The organism is Mycolicibacterium sp. MU0050, from assembly GCF_963378085.1.
GTDB classification, from domain to species: Bacteria; Actinomycetota; Actinomycetes; order Mycobacteriales; family Mycobacteriaceae; genus Mycobacterium; species Mycobacterium wendilense.
Genome location: NZ_OY726395.1, coordinates 4,109,568 through 4,130,193 on the forward strand (window position 1 = coordinate 4,109,568; position 20,626 = coordinate 4,130,193).

Below are 20,626 nucleotides of genomic sequence, written 5' to 3' on the forward strand. Positions count from 1 at the left end.
GGAAGAGCAAAGGGGCCGCAACGGTGACGGTGGAGCTGGCGCACCCGTCCACCGAGCCGCTGGCGTCCCGGTCGCCCGACGAGCCGGCGCACCCGCGCTGGTGGTTCCTCTGGACCACCCCCGGGCGCATCCTGGCGCTCGGCGTCATCCTCGCCACCCTCGGCGTGGCGAGCGCGTTCGCCACGTCGAACACCATCGATCACCGCCAGCAGGCCCTGACGACCGTGCTCAACCACACCGAGCCGCTGTCGTTCGCCGCCGGCGAGCTGTACACCACGCTGTCGGTGGCCGACGCCGCGGCGGCCACCGCGTTCATCGCCGGGGCCGAGCCCCGCCCGGTGCGGCAGCGCTACGAGCAGGCCATCACCAACGCCGCGGCCGCGCTGACCCGGGCGGCCAGCGGCCTGACCGACGAGAACATGCGCGAGCTGACCGCGCGGATCAACGCCAACCTGGCCGTCTACACCGGCCTCATCGAAACCGCCCGGACCAACAACCGGGCCGGGAATCCGGTGGGGTCGTCGTACCTGTCGGAGGCCTCGTCGTTGATGCAGGAGAACATCCTGCCCGACGCGCAGCGGCTCTATCAGGCGACCTCGTCGCAGGTGGACGAGGAGACCACGGCGTCGACCCGGATCCCGTCGCCGGTGATCCTGATCGTCACGGCCACCATCCTTTTCGGCGCGTTCGCGCACCGCTGGCTGGCGCGGCGCACCCGGCGCCGGGTCAACATCGGTCTGGTCGCGGGCGGCATGGCGATCATGGTGATGGTCGTCTGGGTGGGCACCGCGCTGGTCATCTCCACCGCCGTGAGCCGCAGCGCGCAGAACACCGCGGCCACGTCGCTGAAGACCGTCACGAATCTGGCGATCACCGCTCAGCAGGCCCGGGCCGACGAGACGCTGTCGTTGATCCGCCGCGGCGACGAGGACGTCCGCAAGCAGTCGTACTACCAGCGCATCGAGACCATGCAGCAGCAGCTCGCCGACTACCTCGAGCGCGACGACGCGGTCGACAAGACCCCGCTGGCCGAGGCCGACCAGTTGCTGGCCAAGTGGCGGGCCGCCGACGACCGGATCAACGCCTACATCTCGGTGGGCAACTACCAGGCCGCGACCCAGGTCGCGCTCGGCACCGGCCAGGACGACTCCACCCCGGCGTTCGACAAGCTCGAATCCGCGCTGGCCGAGGGCATCCAGAACAGCCGCGACCGGCTGCGCAGCGACATCACCCGGGCCGGCCGCACCCTGTCGGGCGCCACCGTCGGCGCGGTGGTGCTGTCACTGGGCGCGGCCATCGCGGTCGCGCTGGGCCTGTGGCCCCGGATGGGTGAGTACCGATGATCGCGGGACTGCGCCGACTCGGCGCGGCGGCGACCGCGCTGGCGGTGGCCGTCGGCGTCGCGGCCGGCTGCGCCCAATCCGATCCGGGGGCCACGGTGCCGGGGCTGACGCTGGCGCCGCCGACGCCGGCCGGGCTCAAGGAGCTGGTGCCGGACCCGGTCGCGATGCCCGACCCCGACGACGAGGACTGCGACGCCACCGCCAGTCTGCGGCCGTTCACCGACCGCAAGGAGGCCGAGGCCGCCGTGGCCAACATCCGCAACCGCGGCCGGCTGATCGTCGGGCTGGACATCGGCAACAACCTGTTCTCCTTCCGCGATCCGATCACCGGCGCGATCACCGGATTCGACGTCGACATCGCCGGCGAGGTGGCGCGCGACATCTTCGGCACCCCGACCCAGGTCGAGTACCGGATCCTGTCCTCGTCCGGCCGCATCGCGGCGCTGCGCAACAACCAGGTCGACATCGTCGTCAAGACCATGACCATCACCTGCGAACGGCGCCAACTGGTGGAGTTCTCCACCGTGTATCTGACTGCGTACCAACGCATCCTGGTGCCACGCGATTCGGCGATCACGCGCGCCTCGGATCTGTCCGGCCGGCGGGTGTGCGCAGTCGAGGGCACCACCTCGCTGAAGCGGGTCCAGGCGATCTCCCCCGCGCCGATCATCATCTCGGTGGTCACCTGGGCGGACTGCCTGGTCGCCATGCAGCAGCGCCAGGTGGACGCGGTCAGCACCGACGACACCATCCTCGCAGGACTGGCCGCCCAGGACCCGTTCCTGCACATCGTCGGCCCGAGCATGGCCCAAGAGCCGTACGGCATCGGCATCAACCAGGACAACCCCGGGTTGGTGCGATTCGTCAACGGCACCTTGGAGCGGATCCGCCGCGACGGCACCTGGAACACGCTGTACCGGCGCTGGCTCACGGTGCTGGGTCCGGCCCCGGCGCCGCCGGCCCCCAGATACCGGGATTCGGTGAGCTGATGGCCGAACTCGACGAGAACACCGCGGTCGACCGGGACGACGGGGGCCCCAGCACCCAGCCGGCCGAGCTGATGCTGGACTCCGCGTCGACGATGCGGCCGATGGCCACCCAGGCCATCTTCCGGCCCAACTTCGACGATGACGACGACGACCTGTACGGCACCACGGTCGGCACCGAGCCCCACGACGTCACCATCGCCACCCGGGCCATCGCGCCGGCGCGGCGCCTCGGCGGCGGCCTGGTGGAGATCCCGCGGGTCCCCGAGATCGATCCGCTCAAGGCGTTGATGACCAATCCGGTGGTGGCCGAATCCAAGCGATTCTGCTGGAACTGCGGTAAACCCGTGGGGCGCTCCACCGCGGAGGGCAAGGCGCTCTCGGAGGGCTGGTGCCCGTACTGCGGCAGCGCCTACTCGTTCCTGCCGCAGCTGGGCCCCGGCGACATGGTCGCCGACCAGTACGAGATCAAGGGCTGCATCGCGCACGGCGGACTGGGCTGGGTGTACCTGGCCGTCGACCACAACGTGAACGAAAGACCGGTGGTGCTCAAGGGTTTGGTGCATTCCGGCGACGCCGAGGCCCAGGCGATCGCGATGGCCGAGCGGCAGTTCCTCGCCGAGGTGGTGCACCCGTCGATCGTGAAGATCTACAACTTCGTCGAGCACCCCGACAGCCACGGTGACCCGGTGGGCTACATCGTGATGGAGTACGTCGGCGGCACGTCGCTCAAACAGAGCCGCGACGAGCGGCTGCCGGTGGCCCAGGCGATCGCCTACATGCTCGAAATCCTGCCCGCGCTGGGCTATCTGCATTCCCTCGGATTGTGCTACAACGACCTCAAGCCCGAGAACATCATGCTCACCGAGGAGCAGCTCAAGCTGATCGACCTCGGCGCGGTCTCGCGAATCAACTCGTTCGGATACCTGTACGGCACACCGGGATACCAGGCCCCCGAGATCGTCCGCACCGGACCGACCATCGCCACCGACATCTACACCGTGGGCCGCACGCTGGCCGCGTTGACCCTGCGCCTGCACACCAAGAACGGCCGCTACGTCGACGGGCTGCCGGCCGACGACCCGGTGCTCGACGAGTACGACAGCTTCGAGCGGGTGCTGCGCCGGGCCATCGACCCCGATCCGCGCCGCCGGTTCAGCACCGCCGACGAGATGTCCGGGCAGTTGCTCGGCGTGCTGCGCGAGGTCGTCGCGGCCGACACCGGGGTGCCGCGCCCCGGCCTGTCGACGGTGTTCAGCCGGTCCCGGTCGACGTTCGGGGTGGACCTGCTGGTCTCCCACACCGACGTCTACCTGGACGGAAAGCCGCACTCGGAGAAGCTGACCGCCGCCGAGATCGTCACCGCGCTGCCCGTGCCGCTGGTCGACCGCAACGACGTGGCGGCCACCGTGCTGTCGGCCAACGTGCTCTCGCAGCCGGTCCAGACGCTGGACTCGTTGCGGGCCGCCCGCCACGGCGCGCTGGATTCGGAGGGCATCGATCTGAGCGAATCCATCGAGTTGCCGCTGATGGAGATCCGCGCACTGCTGGACCTCGGCGACGTCGCCAAGGCCACCCGCAAGCTGGAGGATCTGGCCGAGCGGGTGGGCTGGCAGTGGCGGCTGGTGTGGTTCCGTGCGGTCTCGGAGTTGCTGACGGCCGACTACGACTCGGCGACAAAGCACTTCACGGAGGTGCTCGACCTGCTGCCCGGCGAGTTGGCGCCGAAACTGGCGCTGGCCGCGACCGCCGAACTGTCCGGCAGCACCACCGATCAGGACTTCTACCGGACCGTGTGGCGCACCGACGACGGCGTGATCGCGGCCGGCTTCGGGCTGGCCCGCGCGCAGTCGGTCGCCGGTGAGCGCGAGGCCGCGGTCAAGACGCTCGACCAGGTGCCGGCGGCCTCGAGGCACTTCACCACCGCCCGGCTCACCAGCGCCGTGACGCTGCTGTCGGGCCGGTCCATCAGCGAGGTCACCGAACAGCAGATCCGCGACGCGGCCCGCCGCGTCGAGGCGCTGCCGGAGACCGAACCGCGGGTGCTGCAGATCCGGGCCCTGGTCCTGGGCACCGCGCTGGACTGGATCATCGACCACGAGGCCGGCACCAACCACATCCTGGGCTTCCCGTTCACCCTGCACGGGCTGCAACTCGGCGTCGAGGCGTCCCTGCGCGCGCTGGCCCGTCAGGCCCCGAGCCGCGCGCATCGCTACACGCTGGTCGACATGGCCAACACGGTGCGGCCGACCAGCACGTTCTAGTCGCGGGCGAGCACCGCGACGCAGGCCCGCGCGATCGCGAGTTCCTCGTCGGTGGGGATCACCAGCACCGTGGTCGGCGAGTTCTCCGCGGAGATCACCCGCGCGCCCCGCGACGGGCTCTCGTTGAGGTGCTCATCGAGTTCGACCCCCAGCGGGGCCAGCCCCGTCAGCGCGTCGCGGCGGACCTTGGCGTCGTTCTCACCGACCCCGGCGGTGAAGGTGATGACGTGGGTGTCGCCGAGGACCGCCAGGTAGGCGCCGATGTACTTGCGCAGCCGGTGGATGTACACGTCGTAGGCCAGCTGCGCCTGGGACGCTTCGGGTTCGGCACCGGCGGCGATCATCCGGTGCAGTTCGCGAAAGTCGTTGTCCCCGCCCAATCCGTACACCCCGGAGCGGCGGTTGAGCATCGACTCGATCTCCTCGACCGGCAGCTTCGCGGTGCGCGCGAGGTAGAACACGATGCCCGGGTCGATGTCACCGCTGCGGGTGCCCATCACCAGTCCCTCCATGGGCGTGAGCCCCATCGAGGTGTCCACGGGCCGGCCGCCGGCGATCGCCGACGCCGAGGCCCCGTTGCCGAGGTGCAGGACGATCTGGTTGAGCTGATCCAGGGGCCGGTCCAGGAATTCGGCGGCCTGCTCGCTGATGTACTGGTGCGAGGTGCCGTGGAAGCCGTACCGGCGGATCCGCCACTGTTCGGCCAGGTCCCGGTCGATGGCGTAGGTGGCGGCCGCGGCGGGCAGGTCGTGGAAGAACGCGGTGTCGAAGACCGCGATGTGCGGCAGGTCCGGAAGCATCTTGCGGGCCACCTCCACGCCGAGTACGGCGGGCGGATTGTGCAGCGGCGCAAGGGGTGCCAGCTCCCGGGCCTTGGCCACCACCGCGTCGTCGATGATCGTCGGCCGGTACAGGTCCCGACCGCCGTGCACCAGGCGGTGTCCGACGGCGACGATGCCGAGGTCGTCCAGCTTGCCGCCCGCCTCGTCGAGGAGCTCGAAGGCCAGCCGCAGCGCGGCGTCGTGGTCGCCGACCGGGGCGCGCCGCTCGACCTCGCGGCCGTCGAACTGCACCTCGGCCCGCGACTCGCGTTCACCGATCCGTTCGACGATGCCGTCGGCCACCTCAACGCCGGCATCCGGCTGCACCAGACTGAATTTCATCGACGACGAGCCGGAGTTGATCACCAGGACCGTCCGCACCGGACGTTGCATCGGCTACTCCCCCTGCGCCTGGATCGCGGTGATGGCCACCGTGTTGACGATGTCTTCGACCAGTGCGCCCCGGGACAGGTCGTTGACCGGCTTGTTGAGGCCCTGCAGCACCGGGCCGATCGCGATCGCACCGGCGCTGCGCTGCACCGCCTTGTAGGTGTTGTTGCCGGTGTTGAGGTCCGGGAAGATCAGCACGGTGGCGCGGCCGGCGACCGCCGAGTCCGGCATCTTGGTGGCCGCCACCGACGGTTCGACCGCCGCGTCGTACTGGATGGGCCCCTCCACCAGCAGCTCCGGCGCGCGCTCGCGGACCAACTTGGTTGCCGCCCTGACCTTCTCGACCTCCGCGCCGGCCCCGGAGCTACCCGTCGAGTACGACAGCATGGCCACCCGCGGGTCGATCCCGAACTGCGCCGCGGTGCGCGCGGAACTGATCGCGATGTCGGCGAGCTGCTCGGCGGTGGGATCCGGCACGATGGCGCAGTCGCCGTAGGCCAGCACCCGGTCCGACAGGCACATCAGGAAGATGCTGGACACCGTCGAGATGCCCGGCGAGGTGCGGACGATCTCCAGCGCGGGCCGGACGGTGTGGGCGGTGGTGTGTGCGGCGCCGGACACCATGCCGTCGACGATGTCGTTGTGCACCAGCATGGTGCCGAAGTAGGACACGTCGTGGATGATCTCGCGGGCCTGCTCGACCGTGATGCCCTTGTGCTTGCGCAGTTGCGCGTACTGTTCGGCGAACTGGTCGCACAGCTCGCTGGTCTTCGGATTCAGCACCGTGGCCTCGGCCAGGTCGACGCCGAGTTCCGCGGCGCGCAAACGGATCTGGACGTCGTCACCCAGAATCGTCAGGTCGGCGACCCCGCGGCGCAACAGCTGGCCGGCCGCGCGCAGGATGCGGTCGTCCTCGCCCTCAGGCAACACGATGCGCTTGCGGTTCCCCCGCGCCCGTTCCACCAGGCCGTGCTCGAACATCTGCGGCGTGGTGACGTCCGGGATCGGGAGGGCGAGTTGGTCGAGCATGTCCTGGACGTCGACGTGCCGGGCCATCAGTTCGATCGCGGTGTCGATCTTGCGCTGGGAGCCCACCGTGACCCGGCCCCGGGTGGCGGCCACCGCGCTGGCGGTGTCGAACGTGCCCAGGTCGGTGGCGATGATCGGCAGCCGCGAGCCCAGGCCGTCGACCAGGGCTGCGATCGACGGGTGCAGTTCGAGCCCGCCGTTGAGGATCATCGTGGCCAGCGACGGGAAGCCGTCGGCCGCGTGCGCGCTCATCAGCGCCAGCACCACGTCGGACCGGTCGCCGGGCGTGATCACCGCCTGGTCGTCCTTGAGCCGCTCCAGCACGTGGTCGGCGGTCATCCCGGCCACCATGACCGAGAGCACCTCGCGACCCAGCAACTCCTGGTCGCCCTTGATCAGGGTGCCGCCCACCGCGTCGCGCAGTTCGGCGACCGAGGGCGCCACCAGCACCGGCTCCTCCGGCAGCACGTAGGCCTTCGGCCCGAAACCGGTGAGTTCGGCGGCCACCGCGTCGAGGTGCTCGGGCTCGCAGCGGTTGGCGACGATCGCCGCGGTGTGCGCGTACTGGCTGGAGATCTCGGCCAGACACACCCCGACCGCCTGGGCGACCTCCTGCGGGGTGCGACCCTTGGCCCGCACCGCCAGCACCACCGGCGCGCCGAGATTGGCGGCGATCCGGGCGTTGACCTCCAATTCGCTGGGGGTGGCGACGTCGGTGTAGTCGCTGCCGATGATCACCACCGCGTCGCAGCGCTGGGCCACCGCGTGGAAGCGGTCGACGATGGCGACGATCGCGGCGTCCGGGTCGTCGTGCACCTGCTGATAGGTGACCCCGACGCAGTCCTCGTAGCTCAGTCCCGCGGTGGTGCGCGCCAGCAGCAACTCCAGGATGTAATCCCGCTTCTGCCCCTCCCGCACGATGGGGCGGAACACCCCGACCCGCGGAACCGTGACCGCCAGCCGGTGCAGGATGCCCAGCGCGATGGTCGATTTGCCGGTGTCCCCCTCCGGCGAGGCGATGTAGATGCCGGACACGCCGCGGTTGTCGCCGTTGGTCACGGGCTAACCCAGCTTGCGCAGCCGCGGTTCCAGATCGCGCTGGAAGAGTTCGAGGAAGCGGCGCTGATCGTGGCCGGGGGCGTGGAACACCAGGTGGTTCAGGCCCCAGTCGACGTAGTCCTTGACCTTGGCCACCGCCTCGTCGGGATCGGAGGCGACGATCCAGCGCTTGGCGACCTGTTCGATGGGCAGCGCGTCGGCGGCCTTCTCCATCTCGATGGGGTCGTCGATGGAGTGCTTCTGCTCGGCGGTCAGCGACAGCGGCGCCCAGAACCGGGTGTTCTCCAGCGCCTGCTCTGGGTCGGTGTCGTAGGAGATCTTGATCTCGATCATCCGGTCGATGCTCTCCGGGTCGCGCTCGGCCTTCTGCGCGCCCTCGCGCACCGCCGGGATCAGCTTGTCCTGGTAGAGCTCGGCGCCCTTGCCGGAGGTGCAGATGAACCCGTCGCCGGCCCGGCCGGCGTACCGGGCCACCACGGGTCCGCCGGCGGCGATGTAGACCGGCACCCCGCCCTCGGGCACGTCGTAGATGGAGGCGCCCTTGGTCTGGTAGTACTCGCCGTCGAAGTCGACCCGGTCGCCGAGCCACAGCTCACGCATCAGGCGCACCGACTCGCGCAGCCGCGCGAACCGCTCCTTGAACTCCGGCCACTCGCCGGCGTACCCGGTCGCGATCTCGTTGAGCGCCTCGCCGGTGCCCACCCCCAAGAACACCCGGCCCGGGTACAGGCAGGCCATGGTGGCGAACGCCTGCGCGATCACCGCGGGGTTGTACCGGAAGGTAGGGGTCAGCACGGAGGTGCCCAGCTGCAGGCGCTTGGTGCGCTCGCCGACCGCGGTGAGCCAGGCCAGCGAGAACGGCGCGTGGCCGCCCTCGTGTCGCCAGGGTTGGAAGTGATCGCTGACGGTGGCGCTGTCCATGCCGTGCGCTTCGGCCAGGACCGCCAACTCCACCAGTTCCCGCGGCGCGAACTGCTCCGCCGACGCCTTATAGCCCAGTTTCAGTTCACGCTTGAGTTCAGCCACGCCTACTTTCTACCCCCACCACATAAACTCTGGTGGATGGCACCTGCTTCGGGCGAGCTGATCGGAGTTTCCGACCTCGTTCACGTGGTCCGGACCGACCTGGTGAACTGGGCCCTGATCGCCGAGGACGACGGGGTGGTGCTCATCGACGCGGGGTTCCCCGGCCAGCGCGGCGAGGTGCTGGCGTCGCTGCGCCGCCTCGGTTTTCGCGCCTCCGATGTGATGGCGATCCTGTTGACCCACGCCCACATCGATCATCTGGGCACCGCGATCTGGTTCGCCGCCGAGCACGGCACCCCGGTCTATTGCCATGCCGACGAGATCGGCCACGCCAAGCGGGACTACCTGGAACAGGCCTCTCCGGCCGGGCTGGTGCAGCACCTGTGGCAGCCGCGCTGGCTGAAGTGGTCGGTGCAGATCCTCGGCCAGGGCGCCCTGATCCGGGAGGGCATCCCGTCAGCGCGGGTCTTCACCGAGGACGTCGGTGCGAACCTGCCCGGGCGCCCGATCACCATTCCGACGCCGGGGCACACCGGGGGGCACTGCTCCTACCTGGTCGACGGCGTGCTGGTGTCCGGGGATGCCCTGGTGACCGGCCACCCGACGTCCGCGCGCCGCGGACCGCAGCTGCTGCATTCGGTGTTCAACCACGACGACGCCGGGTGCCTGCGAAGCCTGGACGCGCTGGCCATGCTGGAGACCGAGGTGTTGGTCCCCGGCCACGGTGACGTCTGGCGCGGCCCCATCCGCGAACTGACCCGACAAGCCCAAAGTTGACAGGTGTAAAGTTCGGCGCCATGGACAACATCCGGGGCAAGAACATCGTCATCACCGGGGCCGCCCGCGGCATCGGCTACGCCACCGCCAAGGCACTGCTGGCCCGCGGCGCTCGGGTCGTCATCGGTGACCGCGACGTCGCGGTGCTCGACACCGCCGTCACCGAGCTGCTGCGGTTCGGGCCGGTCACCGGCTATCCGGTCGATGTCACCGACGCCGAGTCGTTCGAGGTCTTCCTCGACAAGGCCCGCGCCGACGGCACCGGCCAGATCGACGTGCTGATCAACAACGCGGGCGTGATGCCCGTCGGCCCGTTCCTCGAGCAGAGCAAGCAGGCCATCCGCACCTCCATCGAGGTCAACTTCTACGGCGTGCTCACCGGCTGCCGGCTGGTGCTGCCGGAGATGGTCAAGCGCCGCAGCGGCCACATCGTCAACATCTCGTCGCTGTCGGGCATGATCGCGCTGCCCGGCCAGGTGGTCTATGCGGGCACCAAGTTCGCGGTGGTCGGGCTGTCCACCGCCATGGCCGACGAATTCGCCCCGCAGGGCGTCAACGTCAGCGTGGTGCTGCCGACCTTCACCAACACCGAGCTGATCACCGGCACCAAGACGTCGTTCGCGCAGAAGCCGGTGCAGCCCGAGGACATCGCCGCCGGCGTCGTCAAGGTGCTCGACAAGCCGTCGATCACCAACCTGTCGGTGCCCGGCCCGCTGCGCGCCGTCAGCGCCCTCACCCAGCTGCTCGGGCCCAAGGCGCGGCGCTGGCTGTCGCACAAACTGGGCAACGACACGGTGTTCCTCAACTACGACACCACTGCCCGGTCGGCCTACGAGCAGCGCGCCCAGAGCGCGATCGGCGTCGAGGAGAAAAAGCCCGAGCAGGGTTAGCTGCCCGGGCCGGCGCGCATGATGGCCGCCAGGTCGCTGCGGGAGCTCGCGCCGACCCGCTGACAGGCCCGGTACAGGTGCCCCTCCACGGTGCGCACCGAGGTCACCAGCCGGTCGGCGATCTCCTTGTTCGACATCCCGGCGGCCACCAGTTCGGCCACCTCCCGCTGCCGGCCGGTCAACGGCGTCGGTGACACCGGGCTGCGGGTGGCCGGCGTGCACAAACCCCCGCATTCCTGGGCCAGCTGCGCGGCCAGCGCGGCGGCGAACAGCCCCCGGCTGCGCAGCTGCGCCCCGGTGAAGGCCACCGCCGCCTGGGCCGCCGCATCGGCGGCAGCCGCCCGGTCACCGATGTGCTGATAGGCCGTCGAGACCGCCAGCAGCGCCTCGCCGTCGCCGGCCCGCAGCCCCGCCGCGTGCGCGGCCACCGCGTCGGCCAGCGGCAGCCGCAGGGTTTCGGCCAATTCGGCGGTCCGCTCGCAGATCTCGCCGATGTCCTGGCCGGCGCCCCACTGGGCCGCGGCCTGCAGGCAGGCCAACTCGTGGGTCGGCTGACCGCGGCGGCGGGCCACCCTGGCCTCGGCCAGCACGGTGTCCACCGCCTCGGCCAATGAGCCCCCCGCGGCCAGCACCCAGCCGGTCGCCAGGGCCAGCGCGGTGTGCATGAACAGGAACTCGGGCCGCGCGCTCTGCCGGGCCTCGCCGAGCATCTCGGTGGCGGCCTGTGCCTCGCCCAGCTTGGCGTGCGCCTCGGCCAGCCCGAACACGCAGGCCGCCCGCAGGCCGGTGGTCACCCCGTGGGTCTCGACGCCGGCCAGCGCCTCGTGCAGCTTCTTGGTGGCCGAGCCGACATCACCGCGCATCAGCTCGACCGCGCCCACCATGAACACCAGGTTCGCGTAGGCGAGGCTGGGCATGTCCTGCGCGAGTTCGGAGAGCAGCTCCGCGGCGCGGCGGCATTCCTCGAGTCGGCCCGTCAGCCGGCACGCGCGGGCGTACACGCCGGCGAACCAGAACCGCATGTGTGAGGTCTCGTAGGAGCCGGTGGCCCGGTCCAGTGCGGCGCGCGCCACCGGCCCGATGTCGTCGGCGTGGCCGAGCGCGCCGGCGGCCATGATCAACGACACCGCGGCGAGCATCGCGTTCAGATCGGACAACTCGGGGCAGTCCAGCGCGTAGCGGGCCTTCCGCTCGGCCTCGGCGCAGCGCGCGAAAACCGCGTCCACACAGGCCTCCACCGAATAGCGGGCGGCCCGCTGCGCGTCGGTCTCGGTGCGGCCGGCCAGCTCGGCCAGCAACTCCTCGGCGGCGGCGGGGCGGCCGAGCATCCAGATCAGGTTCGCCGCCCGCAGCGTCGTCCATCGATGGCGGTCGCCACCGCGGGCGGCCAGCGCGCTCAGCGTCTGTTCGGCGGCGGGCCCGTCGCCGGCCAGGAACCGGTTGACCGCCATGATCTCGGTCGCCTCGGCCGAACCCGCCGCCGCCGCGGCCGCCGCGAACCGCTGGGCCAGGTCCAGGTCCAGCAGGGTCATGGTGGCCCGCGCCGCCTCGACGTACAGCGCCGGGTCCGGCGGCAGGTCCGACTCCAGCCGCAGCAGCGCGCGCCGCACCAGGCTTTGTGCGTCACCCCCGTCCCGACCGGCCAGCCGCTGCGCCAGCGCGCCACGAATTTTCGACAGATACAGCTCGCCGGCCGCGACGCGGCGCAGCTCGCCGAACAACGGATGCGCCAGCCGGGCCGTCAGCTCGTCGGCGCACCGCTCGACGGTGATCAGGTGCATCTGCTCGGCGGTCTCCACCGCGGCGCGACCCACCAGGTCCGCCAGGACCCCGACGTCCAGCGGCTCGCACTGCGACAACGTGTCGAGGACGGCGGCCTGCTCCGGCGCCAGCCGATCCAGCTGGTTGCCCACCAGGTCGCTCATGTTCTGCGACACCGCGACGTCGCCGTCCCAGATCCAGACGCCCTTGACCTTGCGGACCCGGCCGGCGGCCACCTGATCCTTGAGCAACTGCCGCAGGAACAGCGCGTTGCCGCCGGTGAGCCGCCAGAATCGTTGTGCGCTACGGGCATCCATCGGGCCCTCCAGCGCGGCCTCGACCATGGCGCGGGCCCCCTGCGGGCACAGCGGTTCGAGGTCCAGTCGGGCCAGCAGTCCGTCCTTCCACAGCGCGCGGACCGCGTCGGGCTCGCCGGCCCCGGTCCGCACCGTCACCACCAGCCGGGCCTGGCGGCTCTGCGCGATCTGGTGCACGACGTGGGCGGAGAATCCGTCGAGCAGGTGCGCGTCGTCGACGCCGATGACCACCCGCCCCTGGCGTTGCCGGGCCAGCAGCGCCGTGATGACCCGTCGCACACTGGGATTGGGATCGTTGACGTGCTCGCCGATGGTTGCGGTGAACGCGCCCAACGGGATCGGCCGGGCCGACGCGGTGCCGACGATCCAATCGGTCTGGGTGCCCGCGGCGGCGGCCTGGGACAGCAACTCACGGGCGAGCCTCGTCTTGCCCACCCCCGCAGGTCCTGCGACCAGTACACCGGCGAAGTTGCCGACCCCGCTCAGAGCGCGGCGCAGGGTCGTCAGTTCGCGGTCCCTCCCGGTCAGCGTGTCACCGCTGATCACGGGGCGACTATAACGCGATCAGCCCAGTGCTTGGTCCAGATCGGCGATCAGATCCTCGACGTCCTCGAGGCCGACCGACAGCCGGACCACCCCGTCGCCGAGCCCGATGGTGGCGCGGCCCTCCGGCCCCATCGCCCGGTGCGTGGTCGTCGCCGGGTGCGTGATCAACGATTTCGCGTCGCCGAGGTTGTTGGAGATGTCGATGACCCGCAGCTTGTCGAGCACCTCGAACGCGCGCTGCTTGCCGCCGTCGGCGGGCGCGTCGAGTTCGAAGGTGACCACGGTGCCGCCGCCGCTCATCTGCCGCTTGGCCAGCTCGTACTGCGGGTGCGAGGTCAGGAACGGGTAGCGGACCCAGCGCACGCCGGCATGCGCCTCGAGGTACTCCGCGATCCGCTGCGCGGCGGCGTTGCTGTGATTGACCCGAAGCGCAAGGGTCTCAAGACCTTTGAGCAGGGTCCAGGCGTTGAAGGAACTGATCGAGGGGCCGGTGTGGCGCATCAGGGTCTGCACCGGGCCGTCGATGTACTCCTGATCGCCCAGGATGGCCCCGCCGAGCACCCGACCCTGCCCGTCGATGTGCTTGGTGCCGGAATAGACCACCACGTCGGCGCCCATCGGCATGCCGCGCTGCAGCAGCGGGGTGGCGAAAACGTTGTCCAGCACCACCTTTGCGCCCGCGGCATGCGCGAGTTCGCTGACCGCGGCGATGTCGACCAGCGATTGCATGGGGTTGGACGGGGTCTCGAAGAACACCGCCTGGGTGGACTTGCTCAGCGCAGCCTCCCACTGGGCGAGGTCGTCCCCGTCGACGAACTCGGTTTCCACGCCCCAGCGCGGCAGGATCTCGTTGCACACCACGAAGCACGACCCGAACAGGCTGCGCGCGGCGACCAGACGGTCCCCGGCGGCCAGCAGCGCGCCGAGCGCGGTGAACACCGCGGCCATGCCGGTGGCGGTGGCGAACGCCGCCGGCGCGTCCTCGATGAGCCGCAGCCGCTCCTCGAACATGGCGATGGTCGGGTTGCCGTAGCGCGAGTAGACGAACCGGTCGACCTCGCCGGTGAACGCCCGCTCGGCGTCGGCGGCGGTGGCGTAGGTGTACCCCGAGTTGAGGTACATCGCCTCGGCGGTCTCCTCGAACTGGGACCGCAACAGACCGCCCCGCACCCCCACCGTGGCCTGGCCCAGGCCGTCGGGCAGCGGCTTCGGGATGCGGACCGAGGGAACCTCGCTCATGACTGCACCCAGGGCAGACCGACGGCCTTCCACCCGGTGCCGCCGCGGTGCCCCTGGGCGTCCAGGTGCCCCTCGAAGCCGTCGAGCACGTTGTAGGACGGCCCGATCCCGGCCGCGGTGGCGGCCTCGGCCGCGCCGATGGAACGGTTACCGGAGCGACAGAGGAAGACCACCGGACGCTGCCCGGGCGTCACTCCGGCGGCCATCAGGTCGGCCACGAAATCGTCGTTGTGGGCGCCGTCGGTGTGGTTCCACTCGACGAACACCACCTCGCGCCCCAGGCTCGAGGTGTCGGGCACACCGACGAACTTCCACTCGGCGTCGGTGCGGCAATCGACCAGCGTCGCCGTCGGGTCCGCGCTGAGCATCGACCACGCCTGCTCCGGTGTGATATCTCCTGCGTAGCTCACCGGAGCAAGTTTTCCACACGTCAGGAAACGGGCGAACACACCCGCCAGGTGCCGTCCTCCAGGACGAAGTCGGTGGGGGTGTCGATCATGGTGTCCTTGTCGTTGTCGAAGTAGTAGACGACGTTGGCCGTCGCGGTGTCCCCCTCGACGGTCACGTCCAGGACGTTGCCGACGTAGCGTGCGCCCTTGTCGGCCACCGACCGCCGCTGGTTGTCCAGCACCGTGTCCGCCGTGCCGGCCTCCCGGGCGCACGTGTAGGTGCGGAAGTCGTCGTAGTCGAGCCGTTGCAATGCGTCGTTCTGGCCCAGCGCGGCGCGCACGATGCCCTCGCGCACGGCGTCGTCGTCGCGGTTGAGCCAGCTCGCCAGCCCGACACCGATCACGACGAGCACGATGATCACCAGCGCGGCCAAAAACGGTGTGACGGTGGCGCCTTCGGACTCCGGATGCTGGTCGGTCACGTTGTACTCCCTGTCAGCGGGTTGCCCCGCAATGCCTGCGCCGCCTGCCGGGCCCGCTCCCGGGCCCCGGCGACGGTCGGTGCCGTCGCCGACACCACTTCGAACCGGCTGCGGCCGGTCCCGACGGGCCCCAGCGGCGCCGGAAACAACATCACGTCGGTCTCCGGAACGCTCAGGGCCCCGGAGAGGTTATCGCGAGCCCCCGGCAGGTAGCTCACCTCGACGGCACCCGGCGAGATCATGATGGTGTCCACCGGCAGTCTGAGCACCGCGCGGGCGTGCAGATCCAGCGCGGAGAGCCGCTGGGTGCGCAGGGTCACCAGGGCGCTGTCGTGCGGCAGGACCGTGACGTCGGCGAAGTACACCTCGTCGCCCCGGACCAGCAGTTCCACCCCGAACAGGCCGCGGCCGCCGAGAGCGGTCACCACCCGCGCGGCGATCGAGCGGGCCGAATCCAGCGCGACGGGCGTCATCGGCGCCGGCTGCCACGCCTCCAGCACACCGGCCACGTGCCGGTGCCCGATCGGCTCGCAGAACCCGGGAGCCACCGATTCGCCGGTGCGCACCGCCAGCAGGGTGACCTCGTCGTCGACCTCCACCACCGATTCGACCAACACGCGGCCGGGGGTTCCGCCGCCGGCCGGGGCCGCACGGTGCCACGCGGCCTCGATGTCGTCCGCGCGCAGCAACACCGATTGCCCCTCGCCGGGCAGCGCCGACAGCGGCTTGACCACCAGCGGATACCCGGCGTGCGCGGCGATGGCGCCCAGCTCGTCGATGCCGCCGGCGAACCAGAACGGCGCCGTGGGCAGGCCCAGCTCGTCGGCCGCCAGCCGGCGCAGCGCCTCGCGGTCCAACATCAGCCGGGTCCGGCGCGCGCTCGGCACCACCGACAGTCCCGCGGCCTCCGCAGCGGCCAGCGCCTCCGGCGCTACCGACTCGGTCGCCGGGACCAGGATGTCGGGGGCGAACCGCTCGATGGCCGCGTGCACCGCGTCGGCATCGGTGAGGTCGAGGACCGCGGAGTCGTCGGCGAAGGCCCGCGCGGACGCGTCCGGGTGGCTGTCCGCGGCGATCACCACCGCCCCCAGCCGCTGGAAGCTGAGCACCACCTCGCGGCCGAGTTCGCCCGAACCCAGAAGCAGGATTCGCGGCGCCGACATGGTTTCCACCATAGGCGTCACCGCCGGCCCCGGAAGGTTAGGCAATCGAAGGATCTGGGTACGTTGGAGCGCGTGAACTGGGACCGCCTTGCTGCCGTCGTCACCGCGCCCCGCTCGTGGGTGCTCGCCCTGCTGATCGCGTTGGCCTCGGGTTTGCTGCTCGGGTTGGCCGGCAGCGACGACTCGGCGTCCCAGTCCCCGATAGCGCTGCCGAGCTCGGCGGAATCCGCCCGCGCCGCCGAGGCGGCCCAAGGCTTCCCTGGCGGGGATCAGGCCCCGGCGATCCTGGTGGTCACCCGCGCCGACGAGGCCCCGCTGGGGCCCGACGACGTGGGTGCCGCCGAGGCCGCCTACCAGCGGATGACCGCGCAGGTCGGCGCTCCGCCCGGCGGACCGCCGCTGACGGTGTCCGACGACGGCCGGGCGGCGCTGGCCGCGGTCGGGATGGACGGCACCCTGTCGGGCTTCGATCTGCGCGACGCCGTCGACGCGGTGCGCGGGGCCGCCGCCGACGGGCTGCCGCCGGGGCTGCGCGCGGAGGTGACCGGTGGGCCGGCGTTCGGCGCGGACATCGCCGATGCGTTCTCGGGCGCCAACATCACGCTGCTCGCGGTGACGGCCGCCGTGGTGGCGCTGCTGCTGATCCTCACCTACCGCTCGCCGGTGCTGTTCTTGGTGCCGTTGGCGGTGATCGGCTTCGCCGACCGGGTCGGGGCCACCCTGGGCACCTCGGTGACCTCGCTCGCCGGGCTGACCCCCGACGGTTCCACCTCCGGCATCACCAGCGTGCTGGTGTTCGGGGCGGGCACCAACTACGCGCTGTTGCTGATCTCGCGGTATCGCGAGGAGTTGCGGATGGCCGCCGACCATCGCGAGGCGCTGCGCATCGCGGTGCGCAACGCCGGCCCGGCGATCCTGGCCAGCAACGCCACCGTGGTGCTGGCGCTGCTGACGCTGCTGCTGGCGGGCGCACCGAGCACCCGCAGCCTGGGCCTGCAGGCGGCCTCGGGACTTGTTGTCGCCGCGGTGTTCTCGTTGTTGGTGCTGCCCCCGCTGCTGGCGCTGTTCGGGGTCCGGCTGTTCTGGCCGTTCATCCCGTCTCGCGAGGACCGCGACCTCACCGAAGCCGGAATCTGGCACCGCATCGCCACCGCGGTGTCGCGGCGGCCGGCGGCGGTGCTGGTGGCCTCCTTCGCGGGCCTGGCGGTCCTGACGTGCGGGCTGCTGGGCACCTCGATCGGCCTGACGCAGACCGAACAGTTCCGGGTGGAGGCCGAGTCGGTCACCGGCTACGAAACCCTGGCCGAACACTTCCCCAGCGGGCTGACCGATCCGACCCGGGTAATCGCGGCCAGCGACCGCGGCGCGCAGATCCAGGCCGCAATCGAGGGCACCGACGGGGTGGTCTCGGCGGCCCCCGGCGGCGAGGACGGCGCGGGCAGCACGCAGTGGTCGGTGATCACCGACGCCGACCCGGCCAGCGATGAGGCCTTCGAAACCATTGCGGCGCTGCGTGACTCGGTACACGCGGTGGACCCCGACGCACTGGTCGGCGGTGCGGACGCCCAAGCGCTGGACGCCCGCGACGCGGCCGTCGACGACCGGCTGCTGATCATCCCGGCCATCCTGGTGGTGGTGCTGGCCGTGCTGCTGGTGCTGCTGCGCTCCGTGGTGGCCCCGCTGCTGCTGGTCACCGCGACCGTGGCCTCCTCGATGGCCGCGCTGGGCCTCGGCGGCTGGGTGAGCATCCACGTGTTCGGCTTCCCGGCGCTGGACAACACCACCCCGCTGTTCGCGTTCCTGTTCCTGGTCGCGCTCGGCGTGGACTACACGATCTTCCTGGTGACCCGGGCGCGCGAGGAGACCGTCACGTTCGGCACCCGCCAGGGCATCGTGCGCGCGGTCTCGGCCACCGGCGCGGTCATCACCAGCGCCGGCATCGTGCTGGCGGCGGTGTTCTGCGTCCTCGGCGTGCTGCCGCTGATCGTGCTGACGCAGCTGGGCATCATCGTGGGCCTCGGCATCCTGTTGGACACCTTCCTGGTCCGCACGGTGGTGATCCCGGCGCTGTTCTCGCTGATCGGCCCCAAGGTGTGGTGGCCGGCCCGGCTGGACCCCGCCGAGCCGGCGTCGCGCTAGGGCTGCCCGGCCAGCAGCCGCACCATCAGGCCGTTGGCCTCGGCCAGCAGGTTGCCGTCCGCGTCGCGCAGCTCGGCGTTCACAAATGCCTTGCGCCCCTGCGCTTCCCGGAGCCATCCGCGCGCGTGCAGCTCGGTGTCGATCGGGGTGATCTTGCGGTAGTCGACGTTCAGGTAGGCGGTGCGGCTGATCGGCCGACCGGTCGCGTGGATCACCATCCCGAACATGGAGTCGAACAGCAACGGCAGCACCCCGCCGTGCACGGCGTAGTTGCCCCCGACATGGAAGCGGGAAAACGTGACCCGCAGCAGCACCTCGTCGGCCTCGAACTTGTCGACGACCCACGGCGGCATCAGCAGGCTGCCCGCGCCCGGCAGGTCCGGCACCCGGTTGGCCGGGCCGACCCCCTCGCCGGCCTCGAACGGCGCGAGTTGGGCGACCAGCGCCTCCACCCGCCCGGCGGCATCGGTCCAGGTCTGCGGGTCGGGATCGGCCGAGACCGCCAGGTCCTGCAGCCGGCGCATGGCGGTCAGGAACCGCTCGAACCCCGGGCCGGGCTGGGCCGCCTCGAACACCGGGAAGCCGCCGTGACGGTCATAGTCCGGATCGACGCGTCGTGGGTCCGGGCCGGGTTCGGTCGCCACTAGCGGGCGGCCAGGATGTCGCGCCGGACAATGGTCTGGTCGCGCCCCGGGCCCACCCCCACGCAGGAAATATGCGCCCCGGCAAGCTCCTCGAGCCGCAGCACGTAGTCGCGGGCCTTGGCCGGCAACTCGTCGAACTCGCGGGCGCCGGAGATGTCCTCCCACCACCCGGGCAGTTCCTCGTAGATGGGCTCGGCCCGGACGATGTCGGCCTGCGTCATCGGCATCTCGTCGGTGCGCTTGCCGTCGACGGTGTAGCCCACGCAGATCGGCACCGTCTCCAGCGACGAGAGCACGTCGAGCTTGGTCAGGAAGTAGTCGGTGATGCCGTTGACCCGGGTGGCGTAGCGGGCGATCACCGCGTCGAACCACCCGCAGCGGCGCGCCCGGCCCGTCGTCACGCCGACCTCGCCGCCGGTCTTGGCCAGGTACTCGCCGTGCTCGTCGAACAGCTCGGTGGGGAACGGACCGGATCCCACGCGCGTGGTGTAGGCCTTCAGGATGCCCAGCACCGTGGTGATCCGGGTGGGGCCGATCCCGGAGCCCACGGCGGCGCCGCCGGCGGTCGGGTTCGACGAGGTGACGTACGGGTAGGTGCCGTGGTCGACGTCGAGCAGGGTGCCCTGCGAGCCTTCCAACAGCACGGTCTCGTCGCGCTCCAGGGCCTGGCCCAGCAGCAGCCGGGTGTCGGCGATGCGGTGCTTGAAGCCCTCGGCCTGCTCCAGCAGGTTGGCCACCACCTCGTCGGCGGCCAGCGCCTTGCGGTTGTAGACCTTGACCAGGATCTGGTTCTTCAGTTCGAGGGCGGCCTCGATCTTCTCGGCCAGCAGGGTCTCGTCGAGCACGTCGGCGACCCGGATGCCGATCCGGGCGATCTTGTCCTGGTAGCAGGGACCGATGCCGCGGCCGGTGGTGCCGATCTTCTTGCTGCCCGCGTAGCGCTCCACCACCTTGTCGATGGCGACGTGATACGGCATCAGCAGGTGCGCGTCGGCCGAGATCAGCAGCCGGTCGGTGTCCACCCCCCGCGCGTCGAGGCCACTGAGCTCGGTGAGCAGCACACCGGGGTCGACCACGACACCGTTGCCGATGACGTTGGTGACCCCCGGGGTCAGAATTCCCGAGGGGATGAGGTGCAGCGCGAAATTCTCACCGCTGGGCAGGACAACGGTGTGCCCGGCGTTGTTGCCGCCCTGATAGCGCACAACCCACTGCACCCGCCCACCGAGTAGATCGGTGGCTTTACCCTTGCCCTCGTCGCCCCATTGGGCGCCGATGAGGACGATTGCCGGCATGGCATTTCTCCTGATTATTGTGTCCAGCCGGTGACCCACACTATCCCAGCGAGGGACCAGGAGCTG

16 protein-coding genes are annotated in these 20,626 nt (G+C 70.8%); 6 read left to right on the plus strand and 10 right to left on the minus strand.

Translation table 11 applies throughout. The features are described from left to right. Positions 1-23 precede the first annotated feature (23 nt). Genes glnX through R2K23_RS19710 form a run of 3 tightly spaced genes read left to right on the plus strand, consistent with a single transcriptional unit; the run spans position 24 to position 4,593 of the window. The gene (gene glnX / locus R2K23_RS19700) at positions 24-1,343 is read left to right on the plus strand and encodes a protein kinase G-activating protein GlnX (RefSeq protein ID WP_316511933.1); all 1,320 of its coding nucleotides are present in this window, start codon (positions 24-26) and stop codon (positions 1,341-1,343) included. Beyond that, complete coding sequence (locus R2K23_RS19705) at positions 1,340-2,332, plus strand: glutamate ABC transporter substrate-binding protein (RefSeq protein ID WP_316511934.1); 993 nt, start codon at positions 1,340-1,342, stop codon at positions 2,330-2,332. The genes glnX and R2K23_RS19705 overlap by 4 nt, the downstream gene beginning before the upstream one ends. After that, entirely contained in the window at positions 2,332-4,593 is a 2,262-nt protein-coding gene (locus R2K23_RS19710; protein ID WP_316511936.1) for a serine/threonine-protein kinase PknG, read from the plus strand. Before R2K23_RS19705 ends, R2K23_RS19710 begins: the two co-directional genes overlap by 1 nt. On the opposite strand, the gene R2K23_RS19715 is transcribed toward R2K23_RS19710, so the two are convergent. The 3 genes from R2K23_RS19715 to fgd are packed head-to-tail and all read right to left on the minus strand — an operon-like array spanning position 4,590 to position 8,918. Then, positions 4,590-5,807 (minus strand): acetate kinase, encoded by a 1,218-nt coding sequence (locus tag R2K23_RS19715; RefSeq protein WP_316511937.1) that lies wholly within the window; start codon positions 5,805-5,807, stop codon positions 4,590-4,592. The two genes, R2K23_RS19710 and R2K23_RS19715, sit on opposite strands and share 4 nt — an antisense overlap. Before the next feature lie 3 nt (positions 5,808-5,810). After that, positions 5,811-7,892 carry a phosphate acetyltransferase gene (gene pta / locus R2K23_RS19720; protein WP_316511941.1) on the minus strand — a complete coding sequence of 694 codons (2,082 nt, stop codon included), beginning with the start codon at positions 7,890-7,892 and terminating at the stop codon, positions 5,811-5,813. Between the two features lie 3 nt (positions 7,893-7,895). Beyond that, positions 7,896-8,918, minus strand: coding sequence for a glucose-6-phosphate dehydrogenase (coenzyme-F420) (gene fgd / locus R2K23_RS19725; protein WP_316511943.1), 1,023 nt, complete (start codon positions 8,916-8,918; stop codon positions 7,896-7,898). Positions 8,919-8,954: 36 nt separating this feature from the next. Between fgd and R2K23_RS19730 the strand changes: the two genes are divergently transcribed. Both R2K23_RS19730 and R2K23_RS19735 read left to right on the plus strand, forming a co-directional pair. Then, a complete protein-coding gene (locus R2K23_RS19730) occupies positions 8,955-9,695 on the plus strand; it encodes an MBL fold metallo-hydrolase (RefSeq protein WP_316511944.1) in 741 nt (246 codons plus the stop codon). A 20-nt stretch (positions 9,696-9,715) separates the two neighbouring features. Continuing rightward, positions 9,716-10,585: an SDR family oxidoreductase gene (locus tag R2K23_RS19735; RefSeq protein ID WP_316511946.1), complete on the plus strand. Its 870-nt coding sequence runs from the start codon at positions 9,716-9,718 to the stop codon at positions 10,583-10,585. Here R2K23_RS19735 and R2K23_RS19740 read toward each other — a convergent pair. The 5 genes from R2K23_RS19740 to purT are packed head-to-tail and all read right to left on the minus strand — an operon-like array spanning position 10,582 to position 16,482. Then, on the minus strand, positions 10,582-13,209 hold the full coding sequence (locus R2K23_RS19740; protein ID WP_316511947.1) for a helix-turn-helix transcriptional regulator: 2,628 nt from the start codon (positions 13,207-13,209) through the stop codon (positions 10,582-10,584). The two genes, R2K23_RS19735 and R2K23_RS19740, sit on opposite strands and share 4 nt — an antisense overlap. An 18-nt stretch (positions 13,210-13,227) precedes the next feature. Next, positions 13,228-14,448, minus strand: coding sequence for an O-succinylhomoserine sulfhydrylase (locus R2K23_RS19745; protein WP_316511948.1), 1,221 nt, complete (start codon positions 14,446-14,448; stop codon positions 13,228-13,230). Next, a complete protein-coding gene (locus tag R2K23_RS19750) occupies positions 14,445-14,858 on the minus strand; it encodes a rhodanese-like domain-containing protein (protein ID WP_316511949.1) in 414 nt (137 codons plus the stop codon). Before R2K23_RS19750 ends, R2K23_RS19745 begins: the two co-directional genes overlap by 4 nt. 20 nt (positions 14,859-14,878) lie before the next feature. Then, positions 14,879-15,319 carry an Rv0361 family membrane protein gene (locus R2K23_RS19755; protein ID WP_316511950.1) on the minus strand — a complete coding sequence of 147 codons (441 nt, stop codon included), beginning with the start codon at positions 15,317-15,319 and terminating at the stop codon, positions 14,879-14,881. Continuing rightward, positions 15,316-16,482 (minus strand): formate-dependent phosphoribosylglycinamide formyltransferase, encoded by a 1,167-nt coding sequence (purT, locus tag R2K23_RS19760; protein ID WP_316511951.1) that lies wholly within the window; start codon positions 16,480-16,482, stop codon positions 15,316-15,318. The genes R2K23_RS19755 and purT overlap by 4 nt, the downstream gene beginning before the upstream one ends. A 72-nt stretch (positions 16,483-16,554) precedes the next feature. Here purT and R2K23_RS19765 point away from each other — a divergent pair, with 72 nt between their 5' ends. After that, positions 16,555-18,621, plus strand: a complete 2,067-nt coding sequence (locus R2K23_RS19765; RefSeq protein WP_316511952.1) for an MMPL family transporter — start codon at positions 16,555-16,557, stop codon at positions 18,619-18,621. On the opposite strand, the gene R2K23_RS19770 is transcribed toward R2K23_RS19765, so the two are convergent. Beyond that, on the minus strand, positions 18,618-19,265 hold the full coding sequence (locus R2K23_RS19770; RefSeq protein WP_316511954.1) for a PaaI family thioesterase: 648 nt from the start codon (positions 19,263-19,265) through the stop codon (positions 18,618-18,620). The two genes, R2K23_RS19765 and R2K23_RS19770, sit on opposite strands and share 4 nt — an antisense overlap. Further along, complete coding sequence (locus tag R2K23_RS19775) at positions 19,265-20,560, minus strand: adenylosuccinate synthase (protein ID WP_316511956.1); 1,296 nt, start codon at positions 20,558-20,560, stop codon at positions 19,265-19,267. Before R2K23_RS19775 ends, R2K23_RS19770 begins: the two co-directional genes overlap by 1 nt. Positions 20,561-20,626: the final 66 nt, after the last annotated feature.